The organism is Nocardiopsis rhodophaea (genome assembly GCF_039530945.1).
Taxonomy (GTDB): domain Bacteria; phylum Actinomycetota; class Actinomycetes; order Streptosporangiales; family Streptosporangiaceae; genus Nocardiopsis_C; species Nocardiopsis_C rhodophaea.
Genome location: NZ_BAAAPC010000008.1, coordinates 1 through 13,780, shown reverse-complemented (window position 1 = coordinate 13,780; position 13,780 = coordinate 1). Strand labels below are relative to the sequence as shown.

The 13,780-nt window shown below is 69.0% G+C and carries 12 protein-coding genes and 1 rRNA gene; 8 read left to right on the top strand and 5 right to left on the bottom strand.

Annotated features, from left to right (window positions below):
- Positions 1-196: 196 nt before the first annotated feature.
- Complete coding sequence (locus tag ABD259_RS10505; RefSeq protein ID WP_344162119.1) at positions 197-1,702, bottom strand: aldehyde dehydrogenase (NADP(+)); 1,506 nt, start codon at positions 1,700-1,702, stop codon at positions 197-199.
- A gap of 962 nt (positions 1,703-2,664) precedes the next feature.
- Here ABD259_RS10505 and ABD259_RS10500 point away from each other — a divergent pair.
- From ABD259_RS10500 to ABD259_RS10490, 3 genes are all read left to right on the top strand, one after another.
- Complete coding sequence (locus tag ABD259_RS10500) at positions 2,665-3,231, top strand: TetR/AcrR family transcriptional regulator (protein ID WP_344106956.1); 567 nt, start codon at positions 2,665-2,667, stop codon at positions 3,229-3,231.
- 101 nt (positions 3,232-3,332) lie between these two features.
- Complete coding sequence (locus tag ABD259_RS10495) at positions 3,333-4,211, top strand: alpha/beta hydrolase family protein (RefSeq protein WP_344106855.1); 879 nt, start codon at positions 3,333-3,335, stop codon at positions 4,209-4,211.
- 480 nt (positions 4,212-4,691) lie between these two features.
- Complete coding sequence (locus ABD259_RS10490) at positions 4,692-5,312, top strand: HD domain-containing protein (protein ID WP_344106854.1); 621 nt, start codon at positions 4,692-4,694, stop codon at positions 5,310-5,312.
- 211 nt (positions 5,313-5,523) lie between these two features.
- Here the strand turns inward: ABD259_RS10490 and ABD259_RS10485 are convergent, their stop codons facing one another.
- The 3 genes from ABD259_RS10485 to ABD259_RS10475 form a co-directional block, all read right to left on the bottom strand.
- Complete coding sequence (locus ABD259_RS10485; RefSeq protein WP_344106955.1) at positions 5,524-6,282, bottom strand: sulfite exporter TauE/SafE family protein; 759 nt, start codon at positions 6,280-6,282, stop codon at positions 5,524-5,526.
- Between the two features lie 209 nt (positions 6,283-6,491).
- Positions 6,492-7,448 (bottom strand): SPFH domain-containing protein, encoded by a 957-nt coding sequence (locus ABD259_RS10480; protein ID WP_344106852.1) that lies wholly within the window; start codon positions 7,446-7,448, stop codon positions 6,492-6,494.
- A 352-nt stretch (positions 7,449-7,800) separates the two neighbouring features.
- Positions 7,801-8,586, bottom strand: a complete 786-nt coding sequence (locus ABD259_RS10475) for an ABC transporter ATP-binding protein (RefSeq protein ID WP_344161817.1) — start codon at positions 8,584-8,586, stop codon at positions 7,801-7,803.
- A gap of 223 nt (positions 8,587-8,809) precedes the next feature.
- On the opposite strand from ABD259_RS10475, the gene ABD259_RS10470 reads away from it, so the two are divergent.
- The 4 genes from ABD259_RS10470 (at position 8,810) to serB (ending at position 12,641) form a co-directional block, all read left to right on the top strand.
- Positions 8,810-9,595 (top strand): hypothetical protein, encoded by a 786-nt coding sequence (locus tag ABD259_RS10470; protein WP_344106848.1) that lies wholly within the window; start codon positions 8,810-8,812, stop codon positions 9,593-9,595.
- A gap of 247 nt (positions 9,596-9,842) precedes the next feature.
- On the top strand, positions 9,843-10,565 hold the full coding sequence (locus ABD259_RS10465; RefSeq protein ID WP_344161814.1) for a DUF1707 SHOCT-like domain-containing protein: 723 nt from the start codon (positions 9,843-9,845) through the stop codon (positions 10,563-10,565).
- Between the two features lie 65 nt (positions 10,566-10,630).
- Positions 10,631-11,287, top strand: a complete 657-nt coding sequence (locus tag ABD259_RS10460) for a DUF1707 SHOCT-like domain-containing protein (protein ID WP_344106845.1) — start codon at positions 10,631-10,633, stop codon at positions 11,285-11,287.
- 112 nt (positions 11,288-11,399) lie between these two features.
- On the top strand, positions 11,400-12,641 hold the full coding sequence (serB, locus tag ABD259_RS10455; protein ID WP_344106954.1) for a phosphoserine phosphatase SerB: 1,242 nt from the start codon (positions 11,400-11,402) through the stop codon (positions 12,639-12,641).
- 357 nt (positions 12,642-12,998) lie between these two features.
- Here serB and rrf read toward each other — a convergent pair.
- Positions 12,999-13,117, bottom strand: a 5S ribosomal RNA gene (rrf, locus tag ABD259_RS10450).
- 191 nt (positions 13,118-13,308) lie between these two features.
- Between rrf and ABD259_RS10445 the strand changes: the two genes are divergently transcribed.
- Positions 13,309-13,746, top strand: a complete 438-nt coding sequence (locus ABD259_RS10445; protein WP_344161811.1) for a hypothetical protein — start codon at positions 13,309-13,311, stop codon at positions 13,744-13,746.
- Positions 13,747-13,780: the final 34 nt, after the last annotated feature.

Here is a 13,780-nt window from a genome sequence, read left to right as displayed (position 1 = left end):
AACCGCCCCTCCAAGCCATAATCGATCTCTTGACACCACTTTGTCAGCTTGCTCACGCCCTTCGCTGTTCCCGCGGCTCGCCGCCTGTGCCGTCCGCTGTGTTCTCCCCTGTGTTTTCCCCTGTGTCCTCCGGAGTGCCGTGCCCCCGACCTCTTTCCCATCCCCCGCACCGTGGCCGAACACCGCGCCGCCGCGATCAGCCGGACTCGGGCCGCCCGTTCACCTTGCGGGGGATACCGAGCGGGTTGTCGTCGCGCAGCGCCTCGGGCAGCAGGGCGTTGGGAACGGACTGGTAGCTCACCGGACGCAGGAACCTCCGTATGGCCGTGGCACCCACCGACGTGTGCAGCACTGACGTGGTGGCCGGGTACGGGCCGCCGTGGGTCATCGCGTGGGTCACCGACACCCCCGTGGGCCACCCGTTCCACAGCACCCGCCCGGCCCGCTCGGTCAGCAGTTCCAGCAACCGCGGCGCGACGGGATCGTCCTCCTCGGCGTGCACCGTCGAGGTGAGCTGGCCGTGCAGCAGCCGGGCCACGTCCGCGAGCTGGTCCTCCTCGCCATAGCCGACGACCAGCGAGGCCGGGCCGAAGCATTCCTCCAGCAGCACACCGGGGTGCCGCAGGAGCACCTCGACGCTGGTGCGCAGCAGTGTGGGGGTCCACCCCTCGGCGGTGTGCGTCCCGCGCACGAGCACCTCGACTTCCGGTTGCTCCGCGAGTTCGCCCAGACGGTGCTCGAAGCCCTCGGCCACCCGCTGGTTGAGCAGCGGCGCCTCGGCGCTCTCGGCGACGTCACCGGTGAGCGTGCTCAGGTCGCTCTCCTCGGGCACCAGCAGGATGCCGGGCTTGGTGCAGAACTGCCCCGCGCCGAGGGTGAAGGATCCGACGAAGCCGGAGAGGATGCTCTCGCCGCGCGCCTTCATCGCGGCACGGGTGACGAAGACGGGGTTGACGCTGCCGAGCTCGCCGTAGAACGGGATGGGCTCCGAGCGGGATGCCGCGAGGTCGTGCAGGGCGCGCCCGCCCGGGATCGACCCGGTGAACCCGACGGCCCGTGTCAGCGGGTGCAGCACCGCGCGCTGCCCGATCTCCATCCCGTGGACGACGGCGAACACGCCGGCCGGCGCTCCGGCGTCGGCGAGGGCCTGGGCGACCACCCGCCCGGTGAGCCGGGTCAGGTGGGGGTGGCCGGGATGCGCCTTGACAACGACCGGGCACCCGGCGGCGAGGGCGGAGGCGGTGTCGCCCCCGGCTGTGCTGAAGGCGAACGGGAAGTTGCTCGCGCCGAAGACGACGACCGGGCCCAAGGGGACGAGCATCCGTCGCACGTCCGGGCGCGGTCCCATCGCCCACGCGGCGTCCTCGACGTCGATGGCGGCCTCCAGGTAGCTCCCCTCCTCGATCAGGTCGGCGAAGAAGCGCAGCTGGAACGTGGTCCGGCCGAGCTCGGACCGACAGCGGGCCTCGGGGAGGTGGCTCTCGGCGACCGCCACCGGAACGAGCTCATCGGCCGCGGTGTCGAGCGCGTCGGCGACAGCACGCAGCATGACCGCGCGCCGAGCCGGCCGCAGCCCGCCGAAAACGGGGGCGGCGGCCGCAGCGGCGGCCATGACGTCATCGAGCTCGGCCGGGCCGGTGTCGGGAATGGGGATGGCGGTGCTGGCTGCCCCTGGATTGCTGGTCGTCCCTGCGTTGGTCATCCCGGTGTCGGTCATCGGTCGCCTCCGGAGCATGGACAGCGTGTAATCCCGCTCCTACTCAATCGCCTTTCGCCGCCCGACGGAAGAGCACCTTGTCCACCTGTGGACACCCCCTGTCGGGACCCCATTCTCCCGACGCCAATCTTCGGCTTGGACGGAGCCGGAGATTCGCGTGCGCAGCGACTTCCTCCGCTGCTTCCTGCCTCCGTCACTTCCCTCGGCCGGTTCGGCGCTCATCGCGGAGAGGAGTCGACAGCGCGACCACCAGGGGGTTTCTGCCCTGACAAGTCGGCATAATTCACAGCAACGTTCCAAAATCGGCCCCCGAAAGACCCGCGACTTAACCAGTACCGCGCCACCGTCGCCGAACCGGCCGTCGAGGGCGCTGGGCATTCGACCGAAAACGCGTCGCAAACCGAGCGGGGCCGGTTCCCCAGGCGCCCAGGATCGGCCGCGCCGCCCCTCCTCGCCGCCACGTTCCCCCTGGTTAAGGGGACTCCATCGGGGCAACCGCGCCCACACGGTGGTGGCAGCCCCCGTACACAGGCCTCCCCCTACGGCGTCCCGGCGCATACCCCGCGCTGTGCGCGTCCTCTTCGCCTCTTCTGCCGCGGGCGGCACGGGCAAGGCCCCCAGACGTGGGACAAACTTGCGGAGATCGCCTTACCGTACAAGTAGGCCCCGAATCCCGCGCTCGAAGAGACCGGAACCGGCCATATCCCCGCTTCCAGCGAGTCAGCGCCCTAAAAGCGCGATATTACGGGAACCATTCCGATCCGGAAAGGCATCATAGAGACGTGATGACTACTTCCCGCAGTTCCACCGCCAGGCCACAGGAGGCCGAGGAATCCAGTAATGGTTCCGCCGGGCACCTCGGACCCACCGCATGGCCGATGCTCGACAGCGCGGGGCAGGCCCTGTCGCAAGCCCCCCTCCGCCGCCTCCCCGCCCAGCAGCGCAGCATGGTCCGGGTCCAGCGCATGCTGGACGCCTGCGCCGAACTCCTCGACGAAGTCGGCTACGACGAACTGTCCACGACCCGGATCGCCGAGCGCGCCAACGTCGCTATCGGGTCGGTCTACCAGTTCTTTCCGGACAAGAAGGCCATCACCCAGGCGCTCGGCCTGCGCTACCTTGACATGTTCAGCACGCGGGTGACCGACCGACTGTCCCGGGGCGGCTTTTCGCACTGGTCCGAAGCCGTCGACGTGATCATCGACGAGTACCTCGACATGCACCGCCACGTACCCGGCTTCCGCAGTCTGCACTTCGGCGACGCGGTCGACATCCGCCTGTTCGACCCGAACAACGACAACAACCAGGTGATCGCCGCCCGCTTGCGTGACCTGCTCATCTCCATCGCTGGTGTGGAGGAGAGCGCGGAGCTCGACCGTGCCATCACCGTGGCCGTCGAGTCCGCCGACGCCGTCCTCAAACTCGCCTTCCGCCGCGAACCCGAGGGCGACCAGCATCTCATCGACGAAACCAAACTGCTTCTCCGCAGCTACCTCAGCCGACATTTCGCCTGAATTAGGCTGCAAGTTGCCCGCCGCGCACGGATGAGGTTCGCGATCCGCGACCACCCCCATCGAGACCGGCGCACGGCGTTCGAACATGGGAGGATCCCCCAGTGGTAGCCGAAAGTACGCTCACCCGCCCGACGACCGGGACCGCGGCCGGTGTTCCCTTCGTGGCGATGCCACCGGTAGTCGCCGGGGGCGACGGCCCCGCTCCCGTGATCGTCTCACTCCACGCGTTCGAGCCCCCGCGCAGCGAGACCGCCCTCGCGGGCACGCTCCCCATGGCCTCGCTCCCGGCATGGCGCTTCTACCTCGGCCTGCCGATGTTCGGCGCCCGCCTGCCCGAGGGCGGGGTCGCCGAGGTCAACCGGCGCGGGCAGACCGACTACCTGATCCAGCTCTTCGGCCCCGTCGTCGAGCAGGCCGCGGCCGAGCTCCCCCGCGTCGTCACCGAGCTGCGCGACCGGTTTCCGGTGCACGACGGTCCCATCGGCCTGACGGGCGTAGGCGCCGGAGCGGCCGCGGCCCTGCTCGCCCTCGCTGAGAGCAAACTCCCCATCAGCGCGATGGGCCTGGTCAACCCGGTGGTCGAACCGGGTTTGGTGCTCGGTGCCCGCGAGCGGAGACTCGGTGTCGCCTACGAGTGGACCGAGGAATCCCGCGAGGTCGCCGCCTGGCTGGACTTCACCGCCCGCGTAGGGGACCTCGCGACGCGGCGCCCGCAGCCGCCACTGCTGATCATCAACGGCGGCATGGACGAGGTGGTCCCGCCCGAGCACGGCCAGGCCCTGCGCGACGCCCTAGCCCCGCATTACGCGCCGCACGGGGTACGCCAGATCGTGATTCCGGACCTTGCTCACACCATGGGCCCCGAGCCAGGTCTGGAGCCCGGACCGCCCGCACCGGGCAACGTCCTGGCCGATCGCGCCCTGACCGAGTGGTTCCACCAGCATCTCAACGCCGACGCTGAGGCCACAGTGAGACTCTGACCGTCGTTCCCCGACCGCCGGGAGCGACGGTCGCATCACCCCGGCCGACCGAGTGATCGGACGGAAAAGTACGGGGGCGCGGATGATTCGCGCGTCGAACCTCGATACGGTTCTTCCCACCAGGCGTGGATCGCGGCGCACGGAGTTCGTGGTTCGTCGCAACGGTTCGCCACAGCGCCGCGCCGCCGCCCGCCCCCGATGACGCCACGCGCCATCGGTACCGGCCGTCGGCGCGGGCGCGGCACCGGAGCGCACAGCCACAGGGACGACAGCGGAGCACGGGCAGGGAGCTGGACGGGACAATGGCAGCCACACCGGCCGCGGTCTCGCACACCCGCGCGTTCATCCGCCGCTTCCCGCCCTCTCTCTTCTCGGACGCTCCGGGGCCAACGGGCCCCCGTTCCATGGGATCATCCGTGTGGCGGCCGGGCATCCCCCTGGTTCTAGGTGACCATGCAGCGCGCTAGGAGGGCGACTTACGTGACAGAACCGGCACCGGTGTTTGCCAGCGGGGTCGATCACGAACGGCTCACGGCCCAGCTCCGGTTCATCTTGGAGACCGACAAGCTCAAGCGGATTCTGCGCCGGAACATGCTCGTCGACGGTTCACGGCGGGAGAACGACGCCGAGCACTCCTGGCATCTCGCCTTGGCCGCCCGGGTCTTCGCCGAGTACGCGCCGGAGGGCACCGACATCGACCGAGTAGTCGAGATGCTGGTCCTGCACGACATCGTCGAGATCGACGCCGGGGACACCTTCGTCTACGACGCGCAGGAATCGGTCTCCCAACCTGAGCGGGAGCGCGCCGCGGCCGACCGCATCTACTCCCTGCTGCCTGAGGACCAGGCCGCCCGCGCCCGCGCCCTATGGGACGAGTTCGAAGAGCGCAAGACCCCCGAGGCCCGGTTCGCCAAGGCCATCGACAGGCTCGCCCCGATGCTCGCCAACTGGCACACCGAGGGCGGCACCTGGGTCCGCTACGGCATCACCGCCGCGCAGGTGCGCGAGAGGGTCAAGACGATCGCCGAGGGGTCCGAGGCGCTGGGCGCCTACGCCCTCGCGCTCACCGAGGACGCCGCCCGCCGCGGCTACCTGCGCTGACAGCAACCGCGTCGCCCACGAGAGACGGCGGCGCGATGCCGCACCGAGCCGCGCCCGCGCCGGGCGCGGCATCGGATGCGGAGGGCCGGTTCTGGCGTTGGACGCCGTCCCCGGCGGCCGCGCGGACCGAAGCCGCCCCGCGCGGGGCCGCGGACATTCCGCGCCGATCACCCCCGGACCGTCACACCTGGCCCGCGCGCACCTGGACCCGTCAGATCTGGCCGAGCACCAGCTGGACCATCGCACTGAGACCGACGGCCACGATGATCACCCGTAGCGCGAAGGGGCGCAGCAGGCGGCCGAACCGGGCACCGACGTAGCCTCCGATCACCGACCCTCCCGCGATGAGGGCCACGACCGGCCATTCAGGCGAGGCGAAGACGATGTAGAAGACGGCCGCCGTCGTGTTCACGGCGAAGGTCAGCGCGTTCTTCAGCGCGTTGACTCGTTGCAGGTCCTCGTCGAGGGAGAGACCGAGGACGCTGATGAGGACGATGCCCTGCGCGGCAGCGAAATAGCCTCCGTAGACACCGGTGCCGTACACGCCCAGTGGCAGCAGCGGTCCTCTTTCGGAACGTCCCGCCCGGCGCCGCCGCATCCAGGCGCCAAGGCGAGGCTGGACCATGATGAGCACACAGGCCAGCCCGATGAGCAGGGGGACGACGCGTTCGAAGACGTCCGGCGGCAGGCTGACCAGCAGGGTTCCTCCGGTGATCGCCCCGAGGCACGACATGGCCCCGAGTCGGAGCACCCGGCGGCTCTGTCCCGCCAGTTCGCGTCGATAGCCGATCGCCCCCGTGAGCGATCCGGGAGCGAGGCCCACACTGTTCGAGATCGACGCGGTCACCGGAGGGTAGCCGAGGGCGAGCAGGACCGGGAAGGTGAACAGTGTCCCCGAGCCGACGATCGCGTTGATTCCCCCGGCACCGACCCCCGCCAGCAGGATGGCGAGCGCTTCCCACAGACTCAATTCCGGCCCCTCGGTGGTGAGTGGACGGCGCCGTTGCCATCGCTGCTTCTCACCCTCCGCCGTGCCGTCCAGGCGTCTCACCCGCGGCTACGGCAGTTGGTGCATCCTGTATACAGCCTACAAATCACCCGTGCGCCTGCCCCGCGCAGCCCCCGATGAGCCGAAGGCCGGGCCCTTCCCCCTTTCGAGCCCTCCCCCCGTCTCCAGCTCTACCGCCGGGGCTCGGGGGTGCTCCCATCCCCATTCTGTTCGGCGGTCTCGCGGCGCACCCGATCGAAGACGCCGCCAATGCCCTCCAGCGCCTTCCCCATTTCGCTGGGCACGATCCAGATTTTGTTGGCGTCGCCCTTGGCGATCTCCGGAAGCTTCTGCAGGTAGTGGTAGGCGAGCACGTCCTGGCTGACGTCACCCGAGTGCAGCGCCTTGAACACCATGGTGATCGCGTCCGCCTCCCCGCGAGCGCGCAGCGTCGTCGCGTCCGCCTCGGCCTTCGCTCGGATCATCTCCGCGTCGGCGGCGCCCCGGGCGCTGAGTACGGCCGAGGACGACTCGCCCTCGGCCCGCAGGATCGCCGACTGCTTCTGCCCCTCGGCGGTGAGAATCTCCGCGCGCTTGTCGCGGTCGGCGCGCATCTGCTTCTCCATCGCCTCCTGGACCGACTCCGGCGGTTCGATCGCCTTCAGCTCCACGCGGCTGACCTCGATGCCCCACTCGCCGGTGGCCTCGTCCAGCACCGTGCGCAGCTCGCGGTTGATCTGGTCGCGCGAAGTGAGCGTCTGCTCCAGGTCCATTCCCCCGATCACGTTGCGCAGCGTCGCCGAGACCAGTTGCTCCACTGCCTGGATGAAGTTGGCGATCTTGTAGACGGCGTTGTAGGGGTCGGTGACCTTGATGTAGACCGCTGTGTCGACGTTGACCGAAAGGTTGTCCTGGGTGATGGCGGTCTGCGAGGGAAAGCTGACCACCTGGACCCGCATGTCGATGCGCTCGCGAACATGGTCGACGAACGGGACGACGATGTTGAATCCCGACTTCAGCGTGCGGTGATAACTACCGAAACGCTCGACCACATCGGCCATGGCCTGGGGGACGATGCGGACGCTACGCCAGCCGATCACGGCCAAGATCAGCACGAACAGCAGCAGGATGATGACGATAGTGCCCATCGAGGCGGCTCCGGCTTTCCTGTCGGGGGTGTAACAGGCTGCATATGGACGCGGACGAATCCGGCACAGACGCCCACGCGGCGATCATAAAACGCGAACAAACACGCGTACGCACGGAACACCCGTAAGCACACATCAAACCCACATCACATGTCCACATTCGGACACGAATGCGGGTTGCGGCCGCCCCTTTACGCGCATTTCTCGATAAGTTTTATTCGCTCCGCGCCCAATCTACTCGCGGTTAGTTCCCACTTCTCCCCACCATCTCGAATGCCACCTCATACCCCGAACCGGGCACACGACCCGGCATTCCGGGCACCCACCGGCCCGGGACCATCTGCTCCCAGGGTCACACAGCCCGCGCGGTCCACCGCTCGCCGATGCGCTCCACCTTCAACGGCAGGCCGTACGTCTCGCTCAGATTCTCCGCGTTCATCACGTCCTCCAGCGGCCCCGAGGCGACGATCCGCCCCTCCCGCATCAGCAGACCGTGGGTGAACCCCGGCGGGATCTCCTCCACGTGGTGCGACACGATCACCAGCGTCGGCGCCTCGATATCATCGGCCAGCGCGGCGAGCCTACGCACCAGGTCCTCCCGGCCGCCCAGGTCCAACCCGGCCGCGGGCTCGTCGAGCAGCAGCAGTTCCGGGTCGGCCATCAGCGAGCGCGCGATCAGCACACGTTTGCGCTCGCCCTCCGACAACGTTCCGTAGGTGCGGTCCTCCAGGTGCAGCACACCCCACTGGTTGAGCAGCACGCGGGCACGGCCGTAGTCGGGGGTGGCGTACTGCTCGCCGAAGCGGCCCAGGTATCCGTAAGCCGCGCTGATCACCAGGTCGAGCACCGTGGTGGAGTCGGGGACCCGGTTGGCCACCGCGGCACCGGCGAACCCGACCAGGGGACGCAGCTCGAAAACGTCGGTCGCGCCCAGCCGCTCGTCGAGGACCACCACCTCGCCCTCGGTCGGGAACAGCTGCGTCGCCGCGATGCTCAGCAGAGTGGTCTTTCCGGCGCCATTCGGGCCGATAACGACCCAGCGCTCGTCCTCCTCGACGGTCCACTCCACACCGCGCACCAGCTCCGCGTCGTCGCGGCGTACGCTCACGCCGTTCATACGCAGCACATGACCGTTCATCGTTCTCCTTGCACCTCTCCGCGCACTTGACCCAATGTCCCGAACCCGCGCCCACCGGGCGACCGGACCGCCATCACCAATGCTCCGGCCGGGTCTGGACGCTGCACACCCGGCCGGGTGTGCAGCGTCCAGACCCGGCCGCCGTCCCGCGCCGCCCACGACGGCACGGTGTGAACCTACTTGACGCGCGTCCCGCTCGGAGCACCGATCTAGGCTGGAACACATGGTGCGAGAACTGTCATCCCCGCCACTGGTCGCCTGGGGCAACGCGTGGCTGGCCGGCCAGGCTGGACTGGACGACGCCGTCGACGCCGTGGAACGGCGCACCGGGCCGAACACCATCGGGACGACCACCGCGCCGGACCTGCCCTTCGAACCCGGCTCCTCGCTCCGGTCCGCGCTGGCGCGGCTGCGGCCCCAGGGGCTGAGCGCCTTCCGGCTGTGCTTGCCGGTGCCCGGCGATCCGCTCGGGCTCGTGGGGGCGGCGGACCTCAACATGGCCGCGATCGACGCCCGCGAGGCGGTGCTGATCCGGCTGCAGGACCGGCAGATCGGGCTGGTGCCGAGCGTGGACCGGCGAGGGTCGTCGTATGTGGGCATCGCTTGGGCCCCGTACCCGGCCGCCGACGCCGAACCAGAACCGGTTCAGCTCGCCGAGGCGGAGTACCAACTGACCCTCGCTATGCGCGAGTCCACCGACCTGTTCGGCCGGGTCGACGACATCAGCGGCTGGGGACGCGAGGTCGAAGGCGTTCTGGACGCCTTGCGCGATCCCGCGCGGGCCCCCGGCGACGGGCTGGCCCCCGGGTACCCGCAACGGGCGCACCGGCTCGCCGCGCAGGCCGACCGGCTCGCCGTCGTGGTCCGGCTCGCCGAGCGGGACCACGGGGACAGTGGGCGCGGACTGTCCGCCGCCCAGGCGGCTGCCCGACGCGAGGCACTGCGTGTCCTCGACAGCGCGGTGCGCCGTGCCCAGGTCGCCGCCTACGGGGCGGCCTTCGGCGGCTGACCGTACCTCCGGCCGATTCGCCCGACCGTTCCCCGACCCGACTCGCCCAACCGACTCTCCCCACCCGTTCCTCCGGCCGGCGCCTCCGGCAGAATCCCCCGACCAGTTCCTCCGACCGTTCCGGCCGCTGCCTGCTCGGCCCGGTGGCCGTTCTGGGCATGTCAGGGTCGTCCCGCCACCGAATCAGGGGAACCCCAGGGTCGCCTCCGGATCCGCACGCCATCTCGGGAGGCAAATACTCGGTGATATGAACGACACAACCGACCGCACGCCTAGTCACGCCCCTGGTCACACCCCTGGTCACGCGCCTGACCCCGCGCCCGGCGCCCCGCCACCGCTGCGCGCTTCCGACGCCGACCGCGACCGTGTCGCCCAGGTCCTGTCCCAGGCCCTCACCGAGGGGCGGCTCACCCACGAGGAGCACACCGAGCGTCTCGACGCCGTCTACGCCTCCAGGACCCTGGAGGAGTTGGCCCCGCTCACCGCCGACCTGCCCGGCGGAAGAGCGGCTGTGACCGCGGCTTCGGGGGCCTCCAGTGCCTCCGGCGCCGGTGCGACGCCCACGCAGCCGACGTCCCAGGAGGACACCGAACTCCTCGCGTCGGCCACCGGCTCGGAGAACATCGTCGCCGTGCTCAGCGCCGCCGAACGCAAAGGCCGCTGGCTGGTAGAACCGCGCACCAACGTCTCCGCCCTGCTCGGCTCTGTCGATCTCGACATGCGCCAGGCCCTGCTCTCGCAGAACCGGGTCGTCGTGCAGACCTCCGTCATCCTCGGCAGAGTGACACTGGTCGTGCCGCACGGCGTCGAGATCGAGAACCGCGTCACCTCGGTGCTGGGCGGTGTCGGCGTCGAGAAGGACCGACCCGCACCCGCGGCCGGGGCGCCCAAGGTCGTCATCACCGGACACGCGCTCTTGGGTGGCATTGAGGTCAAGTCGTCACCGGACGCACGACCCTGCTGTTGGTGACCGGGGATAATCGGGTCGTCGGGGCGACCAGGGGCAGTGGCGAGGAACCGAAGACGAGGACAGCGATGGAGCCCGAACACATCCGCGCATCAGACGCCGACCGCGACCGCGTCGCCGAGCAGCTCCGAGAGGCCCTGGCGGAGGGCCGACTCACCCACGAGGAGCACGAGGAGCGAATCGACGCGGTGTACCGGGCCACGACGGTGGGCGACCTGGCGTCCATCACTCACGACCTGCCTGCGCCGCCCGCGCGGAACGGCGCCGACCTCCGGGGGCCGGGCGACAGCGCTGCCCTGCCCATGACCGCCTCACTCTCCTCCGAAGCGGCGCGGCAGCTGGCGGCCGAGAGCACGGGCCAGGAGAACATCGTCTCCGTGCTCAGCGCCGCCGAACGCAAAGGCCGCTGGCTGGTAGAACCGCGCACCAACGTCTCCGCCCTGCTCGGCGCAATCGACCTCGACTTCCGCGAGGCTGTTCTCACCCAGCGCGAGGTGGGTGTGCAGTGCGCCGTGTTCCTCGGGACCCTGGAGATCACCGTTCCACACGGGGTACGTGTGGTGAACAACACAACAGCTGTCCTCGGTACTTCCGAGATCCGGGGCACCGAGGCCGCGACCGATCCCAACGCACCGACCATCAGGCTGTCCGGGACCTGCATCCTCGGCACCATCGAGGTCCGGGCCAAGGGCCCCAAGCGCAAGTGGTTCAAGAAGGACCGATAATCGCTCTCCGTGCTCGAACCATCGCCCAGGTGAAGGTCAGATGAACTACGGAAACATGTTCACCCCCCGGCCCTACACCCCCATGAACTGGCCGAGTACCGTAGTTGACGCCATGAATGATGATTCGACGCTCTTGGTGACAGTTACCGGACGCGACAGGCCCGGCGTCAGCGCGCGCCTGCTCAGCACACTGTCCGTGTTTCCGGTGACACTTTCCGATCTCGAACAGGTCGTCATCGGCGGTCGGCTCGTACTCGGAGCACTGCTCAGCGTTGACGACACGGTCGCCCCCGGCGTCAGTAAGGCGCGGCTCTTCGAGGAGCTCCGCAGCGCGGTCGAGAAGACCGCCATCGATCTCGACATGGATGTGGAGTTCTCGAAAGGCAACGCTCGGGTGAGCGCCTCAAGCGAAGGGCGCCTGCACGTGACGGTCCTGGCAGACCCGCTGCGTCCGGGCGCGCTGGGCGCGATCGCCTCCTGCGTCGCGCGGGCCGGGTCCAACATCGACCGCATCGAGCGGCTGTCGAGCTACCCGGTCACCTCGATCGAACTGGACATTTCCGGAACCGATCTGGACCGGCTCCGCGGGGATCTCGCCATGGAGGCCGCCACCCAGTCCATCGACGTGGCGGTCCAGCGCAGCGGCCTGCACCGCAGGGCTAAGCACCTGGTGGTGATGGACGTCGACTCCACCCTGATCCAGGGCGAGGTCATCGAGCTGCTCGCAGCGCACGCCGGATGCGCTGAGGAGGTCGCCCGGGTGACCGAGGAGGCGATGCGCGGCAACCTCGACTTCGAGGAGTCGCTGCGCCGCCGCGTCGCCCTTCTGAAGGGACTGGACGCCTCAGCCATCGACGCGGTCCGCGAGGAACTCGTCCTGACCCCCGGAGCCCGCACCCTGATCCGGACGCTGAAACGACTCGACTACGAATGCGCGATCGTCAGCGGCGGATTCACCCAGATCACCGACGCCCTAGTGGAGCGCCTCGGCATCGACTACTCGGCGGCCAACACCCTGGAGATCGTCGACGGCAAACTGACGGGTGACCTCGTCGGCCCGATCATCGACCGCGAGGGAAAGGCCCAGGCGCTGCGGCATTTCGCCAAGGAGGCCGACGTCTCGCTCATGCAGACCGTCGCCATCGGGGACGGCGCCAACGATCTCGACATGCTGCGCACAGCGGGCCTCGGCGTGGCGTTCAACGCCAAGCCGGTGGTGCAAGAACAGGCCCACACGTCGGTGAACTTCCCCTACCTGGACGCGATCGTCTTCCTTCTCGGTGTTTCCCGGGAGGAGATCGAAGCCGCCGACCTCGCGGTCGGGGACAGTGGGGACAGTACCGAGTCCGACTAGCGTCCCGCGTTCGGCGGCGTCTCCCGCCGTATGTTTGCCGCGCCTGCAGCTCCCGCGCCATACCGTCGGGAAGGGCGGCCGAACTGGGACGGCGGCGGTACCGAGATGCTGCACCGGTGGATTCGCCCCCGCCCCACGTACGTTCCCGTCCTGGTCAAAGCCCAGGGCCCGAAGGGGACAGCGACGGCGCGGGCGTCTCGTGACGTGGGCAAGGGGCAGTCCCGATGTCGGCTCCCCGGGTCCGACTGGAAGTGCGGCCCTGACATTAGGCACTATGCCGCGCTGACCAGCACTGAAAACGCCCGGAGACGCGGAGAGGGCCCCTGACCTCAGCCAGGGACCCTCTTCTCACGTTAAATGCGGCGGCGACCTACTCTCCCACCCCGCACCATGGGGGCAGTACCATCGGCGCTGAGAAGCTTAACGACCGGGTTCGGAATGAGACCGGGTGTTTCCTTCTCGCTATAGCCGCCGCAAACCTTGCCCATCACCCCCGGATACCGGGAGCGTGGAAATCTATGGGCCGCGTCGGAGTGCGACAACACTGTTGAGTATAGACCATCGGCGCGCATGCCGTGACCACATTGGCGGCGACGTCGACGACGCGACGACTCCTCCCCCTCTCCCCACGGCAGGGACGCGTCGCGCAAGCGCCTAGGATCCGGACATGCCTGACTCCTCCGATGGAAACCGCGATCCCAGTCATGGCGGGCGTGAGAAGGAAGTCACCAGGCGGTGGGCACTGGCCGGGATCATCGGGCTGGCCGCGCTGTCGATCCTGGTCGGTCCTGCGAACGAGTTCTCCTCGGCCCTGGTGACGGCGTTGGCCAGAGACACCCCTGAGGCGAATGAACCTCCTACACCGGAAGCGCCGGCACCTGCCGCCGAATCCGAGGCGGACCCCGAAGCGCCGGTGCGGGCCAACTACACCTGGGCCAAGCTCGGCGGCTCACTCGTCTACGACGACGCCGTCTATGTCTCGGCGAAGGAAGAGCGGCGGCGAACGCTCGATTGGAGTTGCTTCGGTTCGGTAGACGCCTGTGAGCTTGGGTTTTACGCGGCCTCTGCCAGGTCGGACAGACTGCTGTCGGCTGCTGCGGCGTGACGACGTTCATACTCGGCCGGACTGAGCTGGCCGT

What these genes read in the sequence shown, in the direction of transcription:
- ABD259_RS10505 (WP_344162119.1), bottom strand. Translation starts at nt 1,702, where the DNA reads ATGACCAACGCAGGGACGACCAGCAATCCAGGGGCAGCCAGCACCGCC.
- ABD259_RS10500 (WP_344106956.1), top strand. Translation starts at nt 2,665, where the DNA reads ATGGTCCGGGTCCAGCGCATGCTGGACGCCTGCGCCGAACTCCTCGAC.
- ABD259_RS10480 (WP_344106852.1), bottom strand. Translation starts at nt 7,448, where the DNA reads ATGGGCACTATCGTCATCATCCTGCTGCTGTTCGTGCTGATCTTGGCC.
- ABD259_RS10475 (WP_344161817.1), bottom strand. Translation starts at nt 8,586, where the DNA reads ATGAACGGTCATGTGCTGCGTATGAACGGCGTGAGCGTACGCCGCGAC.
- ABD259_RS10470 (WP_344106848.1), top strand. Translation starts at nt 8,810, where the DNA reads ATGGTGCGAGAACTGTCATCCCCGCCACTGGTCGCCTGGGGCAACGCG.
- ABD259_RS10465 (WP_344161814.1), top strand. Translation starts at nt 9,843, where the DNA reads ATGAACGACACAACCGACCGCACGCCTAGTCACGCCCCTGGTCACACC.
- ABD259_RS10460 (WP_344106845.1), top strand. Translation starts at nt 10,631, where the DNA reads ATGGAGCCCGAACACATCCGCGCATCAGACGCCGACCGCGACCGCGTC.
- serB (WP_344106954.1), top strand. Translation starts at nt 11,400, where the DNA reads ATGAATGATGATTCGACGCTCTTGGTGACAGTTACCGGACGCGACAGG.
- ABD259_RS10445 (WP_344161811.1), top strand. Translation starts at nt 13,309, where the DNA reads ATGCCTGACTCCTCCGATGGAAACCGCGATCCCAGTCATGGCGGGCGT.